Genomic DNA, 17,735 nt, shown 5'->3' with positions numbered 1-17,735 from the left:
ATCGAAACATGGGGGTTTTGAGGGAAACGGATGACAGGCGGATGACACCGGGTGCAGTTTTGCACCGCTTTGCATCAGGCCGCGTTCTTCTCCCGGCGCATCTCGTTGCGCATGATGAAGAGCGAGGCGGTCAGGATCAGTGCGGCGCCGAGCCAGAGATAGCCCGCTGGCGCATAGCCGAAGAACAGCCATCCCGCGAGAACGTTCAGCGGCAGCTTCAGGTCGTCGAAGGGCTGGACATAGGCGGCATCGGCGACGGTGTAGGCCAAGGTCAGCAGATATTGCGCGAAGACGGTCAGCAGACCGGCGAAGACGAAGAGCGCCAGGGTCATGCCCTGCGGCACCTCGAAACCGGCCACACCCGCCAGCACGCCGTTGATCGGCGTCAGCAGCACCAGCAGCCAGACGGTGATGGTCTCCGGCTTCTCGATGCCGGTCAGGCTCTTGGTGATCAGCGACGACGCGCCCCAGAAAAGCGCCGAGATAATCGGAAGGAGTGCCGCCCAGGTGAAGGCGTCCGACCATGGCTGCAGGATGATCATCGCACCGGCAAAGCCGACAGCGGTCGCGGCCCAGCGCGCCGGGCCGACGCGCTCGCCGAGAAACAGGCGGGCACCGAGGATGATGAAGAAGGGCGAGGTCATGACCAGCGCGATCGCCTGCCAGATCGGCACCGAGGCCAGACCGGACACCCAGGCTTCGACGCCGAGGGCGGCGAGCGCTACGCGAACGATATGGCGCCAGGGATAAGAGGTGCGCATTGCCGAGAGGCCGGCGCGGCGCAGGAAAGGAAGCGAGAAGAGGAGTGCGAAGGCATATTGCCAGAAAGCGGCGGAAGCGGCTGCGAAGCCGAGCTTCATCGTCAGCCATTGGGTGACGACATTGAGAACGGAAAAGGCGATGCCCGCCAGCACCATGAAAGCGGCACCGGCCATCGCACGCGACGAGGAAAAAGCAAGGGAAGTCTGATTCATGTCTTTCATCCAGAAAGGGACCAACACAAATCAGGACGCATGAGCGCAGGACGGCAGCCGGACAGACCCCTGCCCCGCTCACAGCTTGCGATCATTCTCTTTCATCCGGACTATACCGTCGGCTCCGGAATTGCACCGGATCTGCTGACCCCCGGCCGTTGACGGCCGAAGCGCTCGCGGGCTTGGGCCGAGACCCTTTACCGCCGGTGGGGACTTTCACCCCGCCCTGAGAACGGCCGATCCGTAGATCAAAGGCCTGCGCTCCGCAAGACCACGGAAATGCGAAAAGGGTCCGGCTTTCGCCGAACCCTTCGAAGTGATGCTCTTCTACCGGTAGCCGGTCTCAGAACTCGGACCATTCCTGCTTCACCGCGGCATTGCCGTGGCTGGCATAGACCGGGGCCGATGCAGCACTGCGCTGCGGGCGGGCCATGGCGGCCGCCGTCTGGCGCAGGGACGCAGCGTTGGTCTCGGCGCGGCTGCCGCCGAGCTGGAACTGGCCGATCAGCTGGTTCATGCGATCGGCTTCGGCGGCCAGCGTGGCGCTCGCGGCATTGGTCTCTTCGACCATCGCGGCGTTCTGCTGGGTCACCTGATCCATCTGGTTGACGGCGCTGTTAACTTCGGAAAGACCGGTCGACTGTTCGCGCGACGACGTGGCGATGGCGTCCATGTGCTGGTTGATGGTGACGACCAGCTGTTCGATGGTCTTCAGCGCCTCACCGGTTTCGCGCACCAGCTTGACGCCGCCTTCGACTTCAACCGACGAGTTGCGGATCAGGTCCTTGATCTGCTTTGCGGCCTGGGCGGAACGCTGTGCCAGTTCACGGACTTCCTGGGCAACGACGGCAAAGCCCTTGCCGGCTTCACCGGCACGCGCTGCCTCAACACCGGCGTTCAGCGCCAGCAGGTTGGTCTGGAAGGCAATCTCGTCGATGACGCCGATGATGCTGGAGATCTGGTTCGACGACTGCTCGATCCGCTCCATCGCATCGACGGCATTGGCAACAACCGTGCCGGAAGCCGTGGCGCTGCGGTTTGCCTGGATCGCCACCTGGCGGGCCTCGTCGGCGCGCTTGGAGGAGTTCGAGACATTCACGGTGATCTCATCGAGAGCGGCTGCGGTCTCTTCGAGCGAAGCGGCCTGCTGTTCGGTGCGCTTCGAGAGATCCTCGGCGCCCTGGCTGATCTCGCGAGTACCCCCGGTGATAGAGACCGCCGACTGGGCGACGGCGCGGAGCGTGCCGCCGAGCTGCGAGATCGCACCGTTCAGGTCGTGGCGGAGCGCCTCGAAATCAGGGGCGAAGGCGTCGTTGAGCTGGAAGTCGAGCTCGCCGGCTGCGAGGCGGCGCAGGCCACCGGCCAGACCGGCGGTCGCCTGCTCGAGGCGCTGCTGGGCGGCAGCTTCCGCCTCGGAAGCAAGGCGAGCCCTGTCGGCCTCTGTCTTGGCGCGGGTCATCTCGGCATCCGCCTGCAGGCGCTGATTGTCGATCGCGGCAAGACGGAAGATCTCGACGGCATTGGCCATCTGGCCGATCTCGTCCTCCCTGCCCTTACCCGGAATTTCCGATGCGGTGTCGCCGGCGGCCAGACCGCGCATCGACTTGGTGATGCGGACGATGGGGCTCGCGATGCCCGAAATTCCGAAATAGATCGCGGCGAAGACGATCAGGGCGCTGAGGCCGAGAACGGCGGAGATCAGCGTCAGGGTCGTGGAATACTGGCTGCGGCTTTCGGCGAGACCGGCAGCAGCTGCGTCCTCGTTGAAGGCGACGAGCTTGTCGACGTTGTCTGCCAGGATATCGGCGACCGGGCCGAGGTTTGCGTCGAAGGCATTGATCGCGTCCTGCTGCTTGCCGGCCTTCGCCAGCGCGATCATCTTCTGGCCCTCTTCGATATATTTCTGCGAGGAGCTGTCCATTTCCTGATAGATGCCGCGCTCGACATCGGTATCAACGAGGTCCTGATAGGCGAGGACCGTCTTGCGGAGCTTGGCTTCGCGCTCGCCGATCTTCTTTTCCAGCGCCGCCTCGTCGCCCGAGGTGCGGCCCATCGCCAGGTCGCCGTAGGAGCCGCGCAGCGAATAGCGGGCAAGCTGGATATCCTTGGCCTTGGAAATGCCGGGATGCATGCTGGTCGCGAACAACTCGTTGTTCTTGTTGGAATCGCGCAGGCCGGTGACGGCGATATAGCCGGTGGCTCCGAACATTATGGTGAGAACGGCGAAAATACTGATCATTGCCGTTTTAATATCAGGACGCTTCATCGAAAGACCTCATGAAAAACACGCCGCTACCGGCGCCAAAAATCAAGCAACAGAAAAAGGGAAAGCGGCGTCATGCCGACCGGATACGATCGGAGAGCAATGAAGGACGACCGTTGGGGGCGGATCGTATGGATCAATATTTAATCGAATGTGAACGATGCACGGCAGCTATTGCCAGAGAACTGCGCGCTTTTGCGCGGTGAAGCCAAGCCCTGAAATGCGAAAAGGGTCCGGCTTTCGCCGAACCCTTCGAAACTTTACCTGCCGGTCTCGTTATCCGGCGGCCAAGTTAAACCGGATTAGCCGTTGACGGCATCCTTCAGGCCCTTGCCGGGCGTGAACTTCGGCACGTTGCGAGCCGGAATATCGACTTCAGCGCCGGTGGACGGGTTACGGCCCTTGGTAGCTGCGCGATGAGAAACGGTGAAGCTGCCGAAACCGGCGAGGCGTACGTCGCCCTTCTTCTTCAGTTCGCCCTGGACAACGTCGAAAACAGCGTCGACAGCAGAAGCGGCATCAGCCTTGGTGAGGCCAGCCTTTTCAGCAACTGCGGACACGAGTTCATTCTTGTTCATGTTTCCACCCCTTTCAATGGTTTGAAACGACTCAAATCTGTAAGCCAGGCACAGAATAGGTTTCATCAGGCCCGCCGCAACCCAAAAGCCCTGCAAATCAAGGAAAAGCAAGCACCTCCGGCAGGTTTTCACAAAAAAGGCTGGCGATTTACGCCAGCCTTTTTCAGGATTTGCAGCAATTTGACATAAATGCGGCGGATATCGCTCAGTGAGCGATGCCGGCACCCGTGTCATCAAGGCCTTCGACCGTTGCGATGACCGGCGTTTCAACCGTTCCATCCCATTCGATCGGCTCCGGTCTGCGGATCAGAGCATGCTTGATCACCTCGCCCATGCGGGATACCGGGATGATCTCCATGTTGTTCTTCACGTTATCCGGAATCTCCGCCAGATCCTTGGCGTTCTCTTCCGGGATCAGCACCTTCTTGATGCCGCCGCGAAGCGCTGCAAGCAGCTTTTCCTTCAGGCCACCGATCGGCAGCACGCGGCCGCGAAGGGTGATTTCACCCGTCATCGCCACGTTCTTGTCGACCGGAATACCGGTCATGATCGAGACGATCGCGGTTGCCATGGCCACACCAGCAGACGGACCATCCTTCGGCGTTGCGCCTTCCGGCACGTGGACGTGGATGTCGGACTTGTCGAAGCGCGGAGGCTCGATACCGAAATCGACGGCGCGCGAGCGAACGTAGGATGCAGCAGCCGAGATCGACTCCTTCATCACGTCCTTCAGGTTGCCGGTGACCGTCATGCGGCCCTTGCCCGGCATCATCACGCCTTCGATCGTCAGCAGCTCGCCGCCGACTTCCGTCCATGCGAGACCGGTGACAACGCCGACCTGATCCTCGCGCTCGGCTTCGCCGTGGCGGAAGCGCGGAACGCCCAGATAGGTGTCGATGTTCTCGGCCGTGACATGAACCGACTTGGTCTTGCCCTTGATGATCTCGGTGACCGCCTTGCGGGCGAGCTTCATCAGCTCGCGCTCGAAGGAACGGACACCGGCTTCGCGGGTGTACTGCTGGCTGATCGCCATCAGGGCATCGTCGCTGACCGAGAACTCGTTCGGCTGCAGCGCATGTTCCTTGATGGCCTTCGGCAGCAGGTGCCGCTTGGCGATCTCGCGCTTTTCATCTTCGGTGTAGCCGGCGATACGGATGACTTCCATGCGGTCCATCAGCGGAGCCGGAATGTTCAGCGTATTCGCCGTCGTGATGAACATGACGTCGGACAGGTCGTATTCGACTTCCAGGTAGTGGTCCATGAAGGTCGAGTTCTGCGCCGGGTCCAACACTTCGAGCAGAGCCGAAGACGGATCGCCGCGGAAGTCCTGGCCCATCTTGTCGATTTCGTCGAGCAGGAAGAGCGGGTTGGACTTCTTCGCCTTCTTCATCGACTGGATGACCTTGCCGGGCATCGAGCCGATATAGGTACGGCGGTGACCGCGGATTTCAGCTTCGTCACGGACGCCGCCGAGAGCCATGCGGACGTACTCGCGGCCGGTCGCCTTGGCGATCGACTGGGCGAGCGAGGTCTTGCCGACGCCCGGAGGGCCGACGAGGCACAGGATCGGGCCCTTGATCTTGGTCGAACGGGCCTGGACGGCCAGATACTCGACGATGCGTTCCTTGACCTTCTCCAGACCGAAGTGATCGGCCTCGAGGATCTTCTCGGCATTGTTGAGATCGCTCTTGATCTTGGACTTCTTGCCCCACGGAATACCGAGCAGCCAGTCCAGATAGTTGCGCACGACGGTGGCTTCAGCCGACATCGGGCTCATCTGGCGCAGCTTCTTCAGCTCCGCATCGGCCTTTTCACGGGCTTCCTTGGACAGCTTCGTCTTGGAGATGCGCTCTTCCAGTTCGGCCATCTCGTCGCGGCCTTCCTCGCCGTCGCCGAGCTCCTTCTGGATCGCCTTCATCTGCTCATTCAGGTAGTATTCGCGCTGGGTCTTCTCCATCTGGCGCTTGACGCGCGAGCGGATGCGCTTTTCGACCTGCAGAACCGAGATCTCGCCTTCCATGAAGCCGAGCGCCTTTTCGAGACGCGCCTTGACGCTGGTGGTTTCCAGCATTTCCTGCTTCTCGGTGATCTTGATCGACAGATGCGATGCGACCGTATCGGCGAGCTTCGAGTAGTCGTCGATCTGGCTGGCAGCGCCGACAACTTCCGGAGAGATCTTCTTGTTGAGCTTCACATAGCTCTCGAACTCCGAGACGACGGAGCGCGACAGCGCTTCCAGCTCGACCGGATCGTCATGCGGCTCTTCGAGCACATGGCCGAGGGCTTCGTAAAAATCTTCACGGCTGGTGTAGGCGTCGATCTCGGCGCGGGCGCGGCCTTCGACCAGGACCTTCACGGTGCCGTCGGGCAGCTTCAGCAGCTGCAGGACGTTGGCCACGGTGCCGACATTGTGGATCGCGGACGGATCCGGATCGTCATCGCTGGCGTTGATCTGGGTAACGAGCATGATCTGCTTGTCGGAACCCATGACTTCTTCAAGCGCACGGATCGACTTTTCGCGGCCGACGAACAGCGGCACGATCATGTGAGGGAAGACTACGATGTCGCGCAGGGGCAAAACAGGATAGGCAACACTGCTCGCTACAGACGTTTTCTTCGTCATTTCTTATTCCTTTCCGTCGTCCCGTTTCCGGGCTCTCTGGCGCGGCCGCTTGGGACCCGGCCGGCACTCTCACTTGCCTATACAAGTGGAGGTTCTTCTTACGCTTTTCAAGCCACGCTAACGCCCGCGCTCCCTGCTTGTGACAGACTTATTACAATGGAACGCCAACACTATGACGCGCGTAACTGTAGTGGCGCTTACCAATTCCGGACCGGCTAAAACACAAGGCCGGAAAACACGCTACGGAATCATTCCATCATTGCCAAGGACGCGGCTTTCCGCAACGTCAGGAACAGCGTTTTCAAGCTTCTTCTGCAACAATTAACAGGCCCGGTCCCGGTTCTCAAAATAGAAAGGGGCCCGCCGACGGCAAGCCCCTAAATCTAACCATGCTGTCTACGACTATCAGGCAGAGGCGTTGGCCTTCTCATCCTGACGGTCAGCGTAGATGTAGAGCGGACGGGCAGAGCCGCGGGCAACCTCTTCCGAGATGACCACTTCGCGAACACCTTCCAGCGCCGGCAGTTCGAACATCGTGTCGAGCAGGATCTTTTCCATGATTGAGCGAAGGCCGCGGGCGCCGGTCTTGCGGACAATCGCCTTGCGGGCGATTTCGCGAAGAGCGTCCTCGTGGAAGGTCAGTTCCACGTCTTCCATCTCGAACAGGCGCTGATACTGCTTGCTGAGCGCGTTCTTCGGCTCGGACAGGATCTGGATCAGTGCGTCCTCGTCAAGATCTTCCAGCGTCGCCAGAACCGGCAGACGGCCGATGAATTCCGGGATGAGGCCGAACTTGACCAGATCTTCCGGCTCAAGCTCGCGCAGTACTTCGCCGACGCGACGGTCATCAGGAGCCTTGACGGTCGCGCCGAAGCCGATCGAGGTCTTCTCGCCACGGGCGGAGATGATCTTGTCGAGGCCTGCGAAAGCGCCGCCGCAGATGAACAGGATGTTCGTCGTATCGACCTGCAGGAATTCCTGCTGCGGATGCTTGCGGCCGCCCTGCGGCGGTACCGAGGCAACCGTGCCTTCCATGATCTTCAGCAGTGCCTGTTGCACGCCCTCGCCCGACACGTCGCGGGTGATGGACGGGTTGTCGGACTTGCGGGAGATCTTGTCCACTTCGTCGATGTAGACGATGCCGCGCTGGGCGCGCTCGACATTGTAGTCGGCAGCCTGCAGCAGCTTCAGGATGATGTTTTCAACGTCTTCACCGACATAGCCGGCTTCCGTCAGCGTCGTCGCATCGGCCATCGTGAAGGGAACGTCGATGATGCGGGCGAGCGTCTGGGCAAGATAGGTCTTGCCGCAGCCGGTCGGGCCGACCAGCATGATGTTCGACTTCGCCAGTTCGATTTCGCCGTTCTTGGTCGCATGCGCGAGGCGCTTGTAATGGTTGTGAACGGCAACCGACAGGATCTTCTTCGCCTGGCGCTGGCCGATGACGTATTCGTCGAGAACCTTGATGATGTCCTGGGGCGTGGGAACGCCGTCACGGGACTTGACCATCGAGGACTTGTTCTCTTCGCGAATGATGTCCATGCACAGTTCGACGCATTCATCGCAGATGAAAACCGTCGGTCCGGCAATCAGCTTCCGGACTTCGTGCTGGCTCTTTCCGCAGAAGGAGCAGTACAGGGTGTTTTTAGAGTCGCCGCCGTTGCTGCCGCTGACCTTGCTCATATCACTTTCCTTCCAGCACGCCGCATTTCAAGGTGAAATCGCGGTCCACTCAATGGCCCGCCAGCCCGCTCCGCCACCGGAGCGTCAGCCGGCCAAGCTTTAAAGGGGTAAGAACCGGAACCTAACCCAACACGCTCAAGTTCCGGCGGCAACGAATTCCCCTTCGAATGCCGAATGCTATGTCATAAAAATTCAACATAGCATTAATACTTATTCTTAGCGTGTTCGCTCCGCGATTAAACCCCTTGTTCAATCACAATTGGGATAGAACTGTGGCAGCGAAAACACCATCCCAATTATTCACTAGGCCGCATCGCCTTCCATCTCGCTGCGCGAGGTCAGGACCTTGTCGACGACACCCCAGTCACGGGCTTCGTCGGCAGTCATGAAATGGTCACGGTCGAGGGTCTTTTCAACTTCGTCGTAGGTACGGCCGGTATGCTTGACGTATACCTCGTTCAGGCGACGCTTCATCTTCAGGATGTCGCGGGCGTGACGCTCGATATCCGATGCCTGGCCCTGGAAGCCGCCGGACGGCTGGTGAACCATGATGCGGGAGTTCGGCGTTGCGAAGCGCATGTCCTTGTCGCCGGCGCAGAGCAGCAGCGAGCCCATGGAAGCGGCCTGACCGATGCAAAGCGTCGAGACGGCAGGCTTGATGAACTGCATCGTGTCGTAGATCGCCATGCCGGCGGTGACGACGCCACCCGGCGAATTGATGTAAAGGGCGATTTCCTTCTTCGGGTTTTCGGCCTCGAGGAAGAGAAGCTGGGCGCAGACGAGCGTCGCCATGTGGTCCTCGACAGGGCCCGTCAGGAAGATGATGCGTTCCTTGAGCAGGCGGGAATAGATGTCGTAGGAGCGTTCACCGCGATTGGTCTGTTCTACAACCATCGGCACGAGGGCCATAGCGGTATCGACTGGATTTCTCATGTGCGTCCTTTGTCAACGTCTTGCCGGCAGGGCCGGGAATCAAAGAAAATGCCTTACCCCTACATAGAGTGTCCCTGCCCTCTACTTCAAGACACGCATAAGGATAACGTTAAGAAGCAAGCGGGCGGTGGATAAGGCTTTCCCCTGCGATGTAGCTCCTATCTCCGAATTGCCTCTTAACGGCGAGAGACTGCAGGCCGCCAGCACAGCTTTTCTCGGCGACAGGATGAAGCAAAGCTTAATCCATCGGCAGGTGCTTTCGGACGTTCACGCTTTGGAAACGCTAACCGAGAATATCGCCGGCAGGCCTGCATCGAATTAATCAACTGGCGAGCTTTGGCGAATGACTATGCCCCGGATTTTGATGGGGTATTGCCGTGTTTAATATTGCTACAGGATTGGCGATCTGGTGCTCGGAAGCGATGACGCTCGCGTTGCTGCTGTTCATGGCCTGGCGCCACAACACGCGCAATCGTGCCTATCTCATCTGGGCGCTCGGCTTCCTGTTGAACGGCGCGGGCTTTGCCATGGTGGCGCTGCGCGGACAAATCCCCAACATTCTGTCGATCGAAGCCGGAAATGCCGTGGCGCTTGCTGGCCAGAGCGCCTGGGTCGCCGGTTTCATGGTGCTCGACCGCCGCAAGATCGAGTGGTGGGCGCTGCTGCCGCCGGCCGTTTGGCTCGCCGGCGTGTTCCTGCCCTGGGTCGCATCCGACTACGGCAACCGCGTCATTCTCTATAACCTCGCCTCGGCAACGGGCGCGACCGGCCTTGCCATGGCGGTTGCCACAGGCAATGTCAGGGGCGAGCGCACGCGCAGCAAGCTTGCCGCGATCTTCGTCGTCCAGGGCGTCCTCTGTTTCTCCGTGGCGCTGATGATGGCGCTGACCTTGCCAACCGACGCGCAAGCGACCAATTACGGCGGTGCGGCGGCCATGGCGAGCGCTTTCCTGCTGACGATCGCCTTTGCACTCACCTGCCGCATGATCATGGAACGCTCTGAAAGGCATTTGCGCGTGTTGAGCCTCACGGATTCACTGACCGGCGTCTGGAACCGCCGCGGCCTCTTTGCCCGCTTCGATGCCATCCAGGAAAAGGCATTCGACGAGAAGCGCCAGGTCGCCGTCCTGCTGTTCGACCTCGACCATTTCAAGCGGGTCAACGACCGCTTCGGCCATCAGGCGGGCGACGCCGTACTCTCCGCCTTTGCGCTGACGGCGCGCCAGTTCGTGCCGCACAATGTCTTCGGCCGCATGGGCGGCGAAGAGTTCGCGGCCTTTGCGACCGTTGCCGACCAGACCGAAGCGGAAGCGCTGGCGGAATCGATCCGTGCCGAATTCTGCCGCCTGCCGATCGCCACCGGCGAGGCGATCGTGCCTGCGACGGTCAGCATCGGCGTTGCCATTTCTTCGGCAATCGAAGCCAATGTCGACAAGATGATCTCCGCCGCCGACCGGGCGCTCTATGCCGCCAAGGGCGCCGGGCGCAATTGCAGCGTCATCTTTGGCGAACAGGAAACAGCAGCCCCTGCCCCGGCGCAAATGGACCAGAATGCCGGCGAACTCGTTCCGACCGTCGACGACCAAGTCGAGGCGCTGCGCCGCATGGGATCGCTTTCCCGCGCCGGTTGACGCGCGAGCCTCCCTCACGTCTTTTCGAGGCTTGGCAAATCCGCTAAGCCTCGAAGAATGATGATAGCACCCTTCCTTTCGATCGATCCCGATACCCGCAGCGTCTCTCTCGACAGCAGCGATCCTGCTTTCTACGGCAACCCAAACGCCGTCTATTCGGCGTTCCACCAGCATTGCCCGACTTTCTACTGGGAACAGCAGAAGCAATGGTTCTTCACGGGCTATGACCATGTGAACAGCCTGCTGCGCGACCGCCGTTTCGGCCGCCAGATCCTGCATATCGCGACCCGCGAAGAGCTCGGCCTGCCGGAGCCTGATCAGCATGTGGCGAATTTCGATCTGGCGGAGCGCTATTCGCTACTCGAACTCGAGCCGCCGGAGCACACGCGGCTGCGCACGCTGGTCAACCGCGCCTTCGTGTCCCGCCATGTCGAGCGGATGAAGCCGGAGCTCGAAGAGCTCGCAAACCGGCTGATCGACGACTTCCAGGACAAGGGCGAAGTCGAGCTGCTCTCGGCCTTCGCCGACATCATCCCGGTGACGATGATCGCCCGGATGATCGGCATACCCGAGGAGATGGGTCCGCAGCTTCTCGACTGGTCGCACGCCTATATCCGCATGTATCTCTTCGGCCGCACCCGCGAAGACGAGGATGGCGCCGAGAAGGCCGCCAAGGAATTTTCCGATTACGTGAAGACGGTGATCGCCGAGCGCCGCGCCAATCCGCGCGACGATCTGCTCAGCCACATGATCCATACGGAGCATAAGGGTCAGTTCCTCACCGAGGACGAGCTGATCTCGACGACCATCGTGCTGCTCAATGCCGGTCACGAGGCGACCGTTCACCAGATCGGCAACTCGGTGCGGGTCATCCTCGATAACGGCTGCGATCCCGCCCTGCTCTTCAAGGACGAGCCGACGACGGAGCGGACCGTCGAGGAGACGCTGCGCATCTGCGCGCCCGTTCACATCTTCCAGCGCTGGGCGCTCGAGCCCGTCGAAATCGACGGCATCTCCTTCAAGCGCGGCGACAAGGTGAGCCTCATCCTGGCGGCCGCCAATCTCGATCCGGCGAAGTTCACCGATCCCCTGACCTTCAAGCCGGATCGCAACGAAGCCCCCAACCTCTCCTTCGGCGCCGGCATCCATTTCTGCATCGGCGCACCGCTGGCGCGTCTCGAGCTCAACATCGTCCTGCCGATCCTCTTCAAGCGGCTGCCGGGACTCCGGATGGCGAAGGTTCCGGAGGTCAAGGACGTCTACCACTTCCACGGGCTGGAGAGGCTCGATCTGGCGTGGTGAGCTCAGCGCTTATCCGCAATCTCGCCAAATCCGCCGATTTCGCGCAGGAGCTTGCGGTAGATGGCGTTCGGGTAGTCGGCTTCCGAGCGGACAGGCATGGCGAAGGCGCCTGGGCCTCCAATAACCTCGCGGTGGAAATAGGAGAACAGAGCTTCCGGCGAGAGCGGCGGCTCGTCATCGTCGTGCTCGCCGCGGGCGCTGATGACGAGGGCGTTGATGGTCATGCCGCCGGCGATCAGTTCTCTGCGCACCGGCTCGACATCGCGGCCGATGCTGTTGACGCCGTCGCTGGAGATGTTGACGACGAGGCGCTCGGGTGCGTAGCCGCTCTGGCGCAAGAGAGACGCCGAATAGGAGAGCGCCTCGCTGATCGAGGTGCCGCGGCGCAGTTTCGTCGGGGAATTCTCCGAAAGCCGCAGCGAGAACATCCAGCAATCGGCCTCGTCCTTCAGCAGCGTCCATGGGATGACCATGCGCTGGCCGTGGTCGCCACCCCATTCGAAATAGGCAACGGCGATGCGGCCGTATTTCCCGCTGCCGATCGCGTCGATGATCTCGGGCTGGCGGAAGGCGGCGACGAAGCCCTCCTGCTGCATCGCTTTTTCGCGCGGATTCATCGACGTCGAGACGTCGGCGGCGATCACCAGCGCCAGATCGATCCTTTCGCTGGCAGCGGCGTCCGATGTCATGCAGATCGAAAGCAGAACTCCTGCGACAGCTCCGTGCAGAAGCCATCGGCGCATCATTGTCCGAACCATGGTGCCCCCCGCGCGGCATGCCGCTAGCGATGCAGCCGTCTTATCGAAAGCACCATCGGCTGTACATTAGCACATTGGGATACACCTGTATGGATATAGCCGAGCGGTTGCGGCGTCAGCCGTAACGACCGGTGATATAGTCCTCGGTGCGCTTGTTCTTCGGTGCCTGGAAGATCTGCGAGGTCGGGCCGTATTCGACGAGCTCGCCGAGATACATGAAAGCCGTGTTATCGGAGATGCGGCTCGCCTGCTGCATGTTGTGCGTGACGATGACGATGGTGAAATCGGTCTTCAGCTGCGAGACGAGCTCTTCCACCTTTGCGGTCGAGATCGGGTCGAGCGCCGAGGTCGGTTCGTCGAGCAGCAGCACTTCGGGGCGAAGGGCTACGGCGCGGGCGATGCAGAGACGCTGCTGCTGGCCGCCGGAAAGACCGAGACCGCTGCCCTTCAGCTTGTCCTTGACTTCGTCCCAGAGGGCAGCCTGGCGCAGCGCCTGCTCGACACGGACGTCCATGTCGGCCTTGCCGAGACGTTCGTGGTGGCGGATGCCATAGGCGATGTTGTCGTAGATCGACATCGGGAACGGCACCGGCTTCTGGAACACCATGCCGACGCGGGCGCGCAGTTCGTTCATCGAATAGCGCGGGTCGAGGATGTTCTGACCGTCAAGCTTGACCGTGCCGGTGGCGCGCATCTTCGGATAGAGCATGTAGATGCGGTTGAGAATGCGCAGCAGCGTGGACTTGCCGCAGCCGGAGGGACCGATCAGCGCCGAGACCTGACGTTCGGGGAAATTGAGGCTGACGCTGCGGATGGCATGGGCGTCGCCGTAGTAGAAGTTGACGTCTTCAAGGGTGAGCTTGTCGTTAGCCATCGGCGTCGCGGTCCTGCGGGTGTCTAATGTGGAGGAAGATTGCAGCATCATTTGCCACCTTTGCGGTTCAGAACGGCGCGGGAGCCCACGCTGAGCAGCAGCACGATTGCGGTCATGACGAAGGCGCCGGCCCAGGCGAGCACATGCCATTCGTCGTAGGGGCTCATCGCGTACTGGAAGATAACCACCGGGATGTTAGCCATCGGCTCGGACATATCCGTGCTCCAGTACTGGTTGTTGAGCGCGGTGAAGAGCAGCGGCGCGGTCTCGCCGGAGATGCGGGCGACGGCAAGCAGGATGCCGGTGAGGATGCCTGCCGAGGCTGCGCGGTAGAGGACGGCAACCGTCACCTTCCAGCGCGGAATGCCGAGCGACAGGGCCGCCTCGCGCATCACGTCAGGCACCAGCCGCAGCATCTCGTCAGTGGTGCGCACCACCACCGGCAGGAAGATGAAAGCGAGCGCGATGCCGCCGGCATAGCCCGAGAAATGGCCGGTCTGGCGTACCACGAGCTCGTAGACGAAGAGGCCGATGATGATCGATGGTGCCGAGAGCAGGATGTCGTTCATGAAGCGGATGACATCGCCGATCTTCTTGCCGCGACTGAATTCGGCCAGATAGGTACCGGCCAGCACGCCGATCGGCGTGCCGATGATGACGGCCAGAACGACCATCATCAAGCTGCCCATGAAGGCATTGGCAAGGCCGCCGTCTTCGCCGGGTGGCGGGGTCATTTCGGTGATGAGCTTCGGGCTCAGTGCCGAAAGGCCGTTGATCAGCGTCGTCCAAAGGATCCAGATCAGGAAGATGAGGCCGAGGCCGGTGGCGGCGACGCAGAGCGTCAGCGCGATGGCGCTCTTGATCTGGCGGCTGCGGTAAAGGGAGGAGGAAACGCTCATGTTACTCGCCTCTCTGCTTTGCCATACGCAGCAGCATCAGCTTTGCGGCGGCAAGGACGATGAAGGTGACGACAAAGAGGATGAAGCCGAGAGCAATCAGCGACGACAGATAGATGTCGGTATCGGCTTCGGTGAACTCGTTGGCGATGGCGGCGGCGATCGAGTTGCCCGGCTCCATCAGCGAGATCGCGATATTGTGGGTGTTGCCGAGCACGAAAGTGACGGCCATGGTTTCGCCGAGCGCACGGCCGAGACCGAGGAAGATGCCGCCGACGACAGCGGTGCGGGTGTGCGGGATGACGATATCGCGCACCACTTCCCAGCGGGTCGAACCCAGCGCATAGGCCGATTCCTTCAGCTGTGCCGGGACGACCAGGAAGACATCGCGCATGACCGAGGAAATATAGGGAATGATCATGATCGCCAGAACGATGCCCGATGTCAGCATGCCGATGCCCATCGGGGCGCCGGAGAACAGCAGACCGATGCCGGGGATCGGCCCCAGCCAGTCGATCAGCGCCGGCTGGACATAATCGGACATGAAGGGGGCGAAGGTGAAAAGGCCCCACATGCCGTAGATGATCGAGGGAATGCCGGCGAGCAACTCTATGGCGCCGCCGATCGGTCCGCGCAGCCAGCGTGGCGCGACTTCGGTGACGAAGACGGCAATGCCGAGGCTGATGGGAACGCCGATCAGCATCGCGAGAGCTGAGGTGACCAGCGTGCCGTAGATCGGCACCAGACCGGCAAAGTGCTGGGCAACGGGATCCCATTCGGTGCCGGTGATGAAACCGAAGCCGAAGGTGCGGAAGGCCAGAAGCCCGCCCCATGCCATGGAGATTGCAGCCGCCAGAAGGGCTGCGAGAACGAACAGGCCGCAGCCCATCACGATCCAGAAGAAAATGCGGTCGCCGGTGGCACCATCGCGGCGCTTCACCTCCGGCCCGACGGCCGGCAGCGATGCCAGTGCTTCGCTCATATCTATACTCGACTTGCTTTTGAGGGGGCTTCAAAGCAATCGGGGCAGAGAGAAACGCTCCCTGCCCCGGCATTCACGGAGGACTTAGCCCTTGAAGGACGCGGTCCAGTAGTCTTCGATCTGCTTGACCAGGCTGGCCGGAAGCGGAACGTAGTCGAGGGAAGAGGCTTCCTTCTGACCGTTCTCAAGCGCCCACTTGAAGAAGGCGAAGGCGGCCTTGGAGCGCTCGGCGTCCTTCGGCTGCTTGTACATGATCGCCCAGGTGGTCGCGGTGATCGGCCAGGCCTTTTCGCCCGGAGCGTTGGTCATGATCAGGTAGAAGTCCTGAGCCTTGCCCCATTCGGCGCTGGCAGCGGCAGCCGAGAAGCTGTCTGCATTCGGCTTCGGATACTGGCCGGCAGCGTTCTCGACGAGAACGTAGGGCAGCTTGTTCTGCAGGGCGTAGGCGTATTCGACGTAACCGATCGAATCCTTGACGCGGGTGACGTAAGCAGCGACGCCTTCGTTGCCCTTGCCGCCGATACCGACCGGCCAGTTGACGGCGGTGCCTTCACCGACCTTGGACTTCCAGTCCGGATTGACCTTGGAGAAGAAGTTCGTCCAGTTGAACGAGGTGCCCGAGCCGTCCGAACGGTGAACGACGGCGATCTGGCTGTCGGGCAGCTTGAGGCCCGGGTTCAGGTCGGCGATGGCCTTGTCATTCCACTTGGTGACGTTGCCAAGGTAGATGTCGGCGAGAACCTTGCCCGAGAGCTTGAGTTCGCCGGACTTGATGCCCTTGACGTTGATGACGGGAACGATGCCGCCGACGACGACCGGGAACTGGCCGAAGCCACCGGCCGAAAGGTCTTCAGGCTTCATCGGAGCGTCGGACGCGCCGAAATCGACCGTAGCAGCCTTGATCTGGGCGATACCGCCGCCCGAGCCGATCGACTGGTAGTTCAGCTTGTCACCGGTCTGCTTGTTGTAGTCCGCAGACCACTTGGACAGAACCGGATAGACGAAGGTCGAACCAGCGCCGGTAATGTCGGCGGCGGAAGCGGAGACTGCGAAAGCCGCAGCCAGGCCGGCGCCGAGGCAGGCCGAAAGAAGTTTCTTGGTGAGCATTATGGTCTCTTCCCTGAATGGAACGAACAATCGACGAGACCGGCGCCATGGAGGGGGTATCCATTGGCAAGGGCGCTGAAATTTCCCGTCGCAAAGGCGGGCTAGGCGCTGCACATTACAGTTTGATGACAGTTCTGCGACAGTTCGGAGTCAGCCTGTCAGGACACACACGGCGTGCAAAGATGTTCGATCACTAAATCAAGGATTTAGCCGTTAAAGCCATGTAAACATTACAAAAAGTTAATGTCCGGCTGCGTTGGTTTGACGCAGCCGGACATATCGGATGCCGTCAGGCGACGCCGTAACGGGCTGCCGGCTTGTCATGAGAGAGGTTCGGAGCAAGCGCTGCGCGCGCCGCGTCAAAGGCATTCCAGTCGGCGGCATCGGGCAGCGACGGGATGGTGACGAGCTCACCCCGGTCGAAGCCGGCAAGCGATGCCTCGACCATATCGCCGGCATCCATCACCATCGACGGCGGCAGCTGCTCAAGCGAGCGGCCGCTGCGCTCGAAGATTTCGGTGCGCGTCAAACCGGGCAGAACGGCCTGCACCTTGACGCCCTTGCCCGCAACCTCGGCATTGATCGCCTGCGTCAGATTGAGAACGAAGGCCTTGGTGCCGCTGTAGACGCCGTTGAAGCGCTCGGCGAGCAAGGCCACGACCGATGCGATGTTGATGATGCCGCCCCTGCCCCGCGCCGCGAAGGTCTGGGCTGCAGCAATGCCGAGACGGTTCACGGCGACGACATTGAGCTCTATCATCGTCTCGAGATAGTCGATGTCATCTTCGAGCAGCGTTCCCCGTGCGCCGATCCCGGCATTGTTGACCAGGAGAGTGATCGACGCATCCTCGCGCAACCGCTTCTCGACCTTGCGGACATCGTCGCGGCTGGTCAGGTCGGCAGCAAGCACTTCGGCCTCGATCCCATGCTCCGCCTTCAGCTTCCCGGCGAGCGCAGAGAGCCGGCCGGCATCGCGGGCGACGAGCAGCAGATCATAGCCGCGCTTGGCGAGGCGATCGGCATAAGTGGCGCCGATGCCGGAAGACGCTCCCGTGATGAGAGCGGTACCGAGAGAAGAGCGGGACATGAGGCAATCCTTTCCATCATTGGATTTAGTGGTATATGCCACTA

The 17,735-nt window shown here is 61.2% G+C and carries 14 protein-coding genes and 1 riboswitch; of the genes, 2 read left to right on the top strand and 12 right to left on the bottom strand.

Annotation, left to right across the window (positions count from 1 at the left end):
- Positions 1-74: 74 nt before the first annotated feature.
- From ACQZ5H_RS03280 to clpP, 6 genes are all read right to left on the bottom strand, one after another.
- Complete coding sequence (locus ACQZ5H_RS03280) at positions 75-974, bottom strand: DMT family transporter (protein ID WP_449096726.1); 900 nt, start codon at positions 972-974, stop codon at positions 75-77.
- 89 nt (positions 975-1,063) lie between these two features.
- Positions 1,064-1,212: riboswitch (FMN riboswitch) on the bottom strand.
- Positions 1,213-1,317: 105 nt separating this feature from the next.
- Positions 1,318-3,213 carry a methyl-accepting chemotaxis protein gene (locus ACQZ5H_RS03275; protein WP_449096725.1) on the bottom strand — a complete coding sequence of 632 codons (1,896 nt, stop codon included), beginning with the start codon at positions 3,211-3,213 and terminating at the stop codon, positions 1,318-1,320.
- A gap of 326 nt (positions 3,214-3,539) precedes the next feature.
- Positions 3,540-3,815, bottom strand: coding sequence for a DNA-binding protein HupB (gene hupB, locus ACQZ5H_RS03270; RefSeq protein ID WP_112718664.1), 276 nt, complete (start codon positions 3,813-3,815; stop codon positions 3,540-3,542).
- 205 nt (positions 3,816-4,020) lie between these two features.
- Positions 4,021-6,438, bottom strand: a complete 2,418-nt coding sequence (gene lon, locus ACQZ5H_RS03265; protein WP_112718666.1) for an endopeptidase La — start codon at positions 6,436-6,438, stop codon at positions 4,021-4,023.
- A 405-nt stretch (positions 6,439-6,843) separates the two neighbouring features.
- The gene (gene clpX / locus ACQZ5H_RS03260; protein WP_112718668.1) at positions 6,844-8,121 is read right to left on the bottom strand and encodes an ATP-dependent Clp protease ATP-binding subunit ClpX; all 1,278 of its coding nucleotides are present in this window, start codon (positions 8,119-8,121) and stop codon (positions 6,844-6,846) included.
- A gap of 303 nt (positions 8,122-8,424) precedes the next feature.
- The gene (clpP, locus tag ACQZ5H_RS03255; protein ID WP_112718670.1) at positions 8,425-9,054 is read right to left on the bottom strand and encodes an ATP-dependent Clp endopeptidase proteolytic subunit ClpP; all 630 of its coding nucleotides are present in this window, start codon (positions 9,052-9,054) and stop codon (positions 8,425-8,427) included.
- 377 nt (positions 9,055-9,431) lie between these two features.
- Between clpP and ACQZ5H_RS03250 the strand changes: the two genes are divergently transcribed.
- Together ACQZ5H_RS03250 and ACQZ5H_RS03245 are read left to right on the top strand one after the other, a co-directional pair.
- Positions 9,432-10,685, top strand: coding sequence for a GGDEF domain-containing protein (locus ACQZ5H_RS03250; RefSeq protein ID WP_112718674.1), 1,254 nt, complete (start codon positions 9,432-9,434; stop codon positions 10,683-10,685).
- Between the two features lie 57 nt (positions 10,686-10,742).
- Positions 10,743-11,987: a cytochrome P450 gene (locus ACQZ5H_RS03245; protein ID WP_449096724.1), complete on the top strand. Its 1,245-nt coding sequence runs from the start codon at positions 10,743-10,745 to the stop codon at positions 11,985-11,987.
- Between the two features lie 2 nt (positions 11,988-11,989).
- On the opposite strand, the gene ACQZ5H_RS03240 is transcribed toward ACQZ5H_RS03245, so the two are convergent.
- From ACQZ5H_RS03240 to ACQZ5H_RS03215, 6 genes are all read right to left on the bottom strand, one after another.
- A complete protein-coding gene (locus ACQZ5H_RS03240) occupies positions 11,990-12,745 on the bottom strand; it encodes a DUF1194 domain-containing protein (RefSeq protein WP_449096723.1) in 756 nt (251 codons plus the stop codon).
- Positions 12,746-12,860: 115 nt separating this feature from the next.
- Positions 12,861-13,667 (bottom strand): phosphate ABC transporter ATP-binding protein PstB, encoded by an 807-nt coding sequence (pstB, locus tag ACQZ5H_RS03235; RefSeq protein WP_449096722.1) that lies wholly within the window; start codon positions 13,665-13,667, stop codon positions 12,861-12,863.
- The gene (gene pstA / locus ACQZ5H_RS03230; RefSeq protein WP_449096721.1) at positions 13,667-14,518 is read right to left on the bottom strand and encodes a phosphate ABC transporter permease PstA; all 852 of its coding nucleotides are present in this window, start codon (positions 14,516-14,518) and stop codon (positions 13,667-13,669) included. The genes pstB and pstA overlap by 1 nt, the downstream gene beginning before the upstream one ends.
- Position 14,519: 1 nt before the next feature.
- A complete protein-coding gene (gene pstC / locus ACQZ5H_RS03225; RefSeq protein ID WP_112718689.1) occupies positions 14,520-15,497 on the bottom strand; it encodes a phosphate ABC transporter permease subunit PstC in 978 nt (325 codons plus the stop codon).
- An 84-nt stretch (positions 15,498-15,581) separates the two neighbouring features.
- Positions 15,582-16,604, bottom strand: a complete 1,023-nt coding sequence (gene pstS, locus ACQZ5H_RS03220; RefSeq protein WP_130282636.1) for a phosphate ABC transporter substrate-binding protein PstS — start codon at positions 16,602-16,604, stop codon at positions 15,582-15,584.
- 289 nt (positions 16,605-16,893) lie between these two features.
- Positions 16,894-17,691, bottom strand: coding sequence for an SDR family NAD(P)-dependent oxidoreductase (locus ACQZ5H_RS03215; RefSeq protein WP_413709258.1), 798 nt, complete (start codon positions 17,689-17,691; stop codon positions 16,894-16,896).
- Between the last annotated feature and the right edge of the window lie 44 nt (positions 17,692-17,735).

This window comes from Rhizobium sp. 21-4511-3d (assembly GCF_053522545.1).
This window is presented reverse-complemented; position numbering and strand designations above follow the sequence as displayed.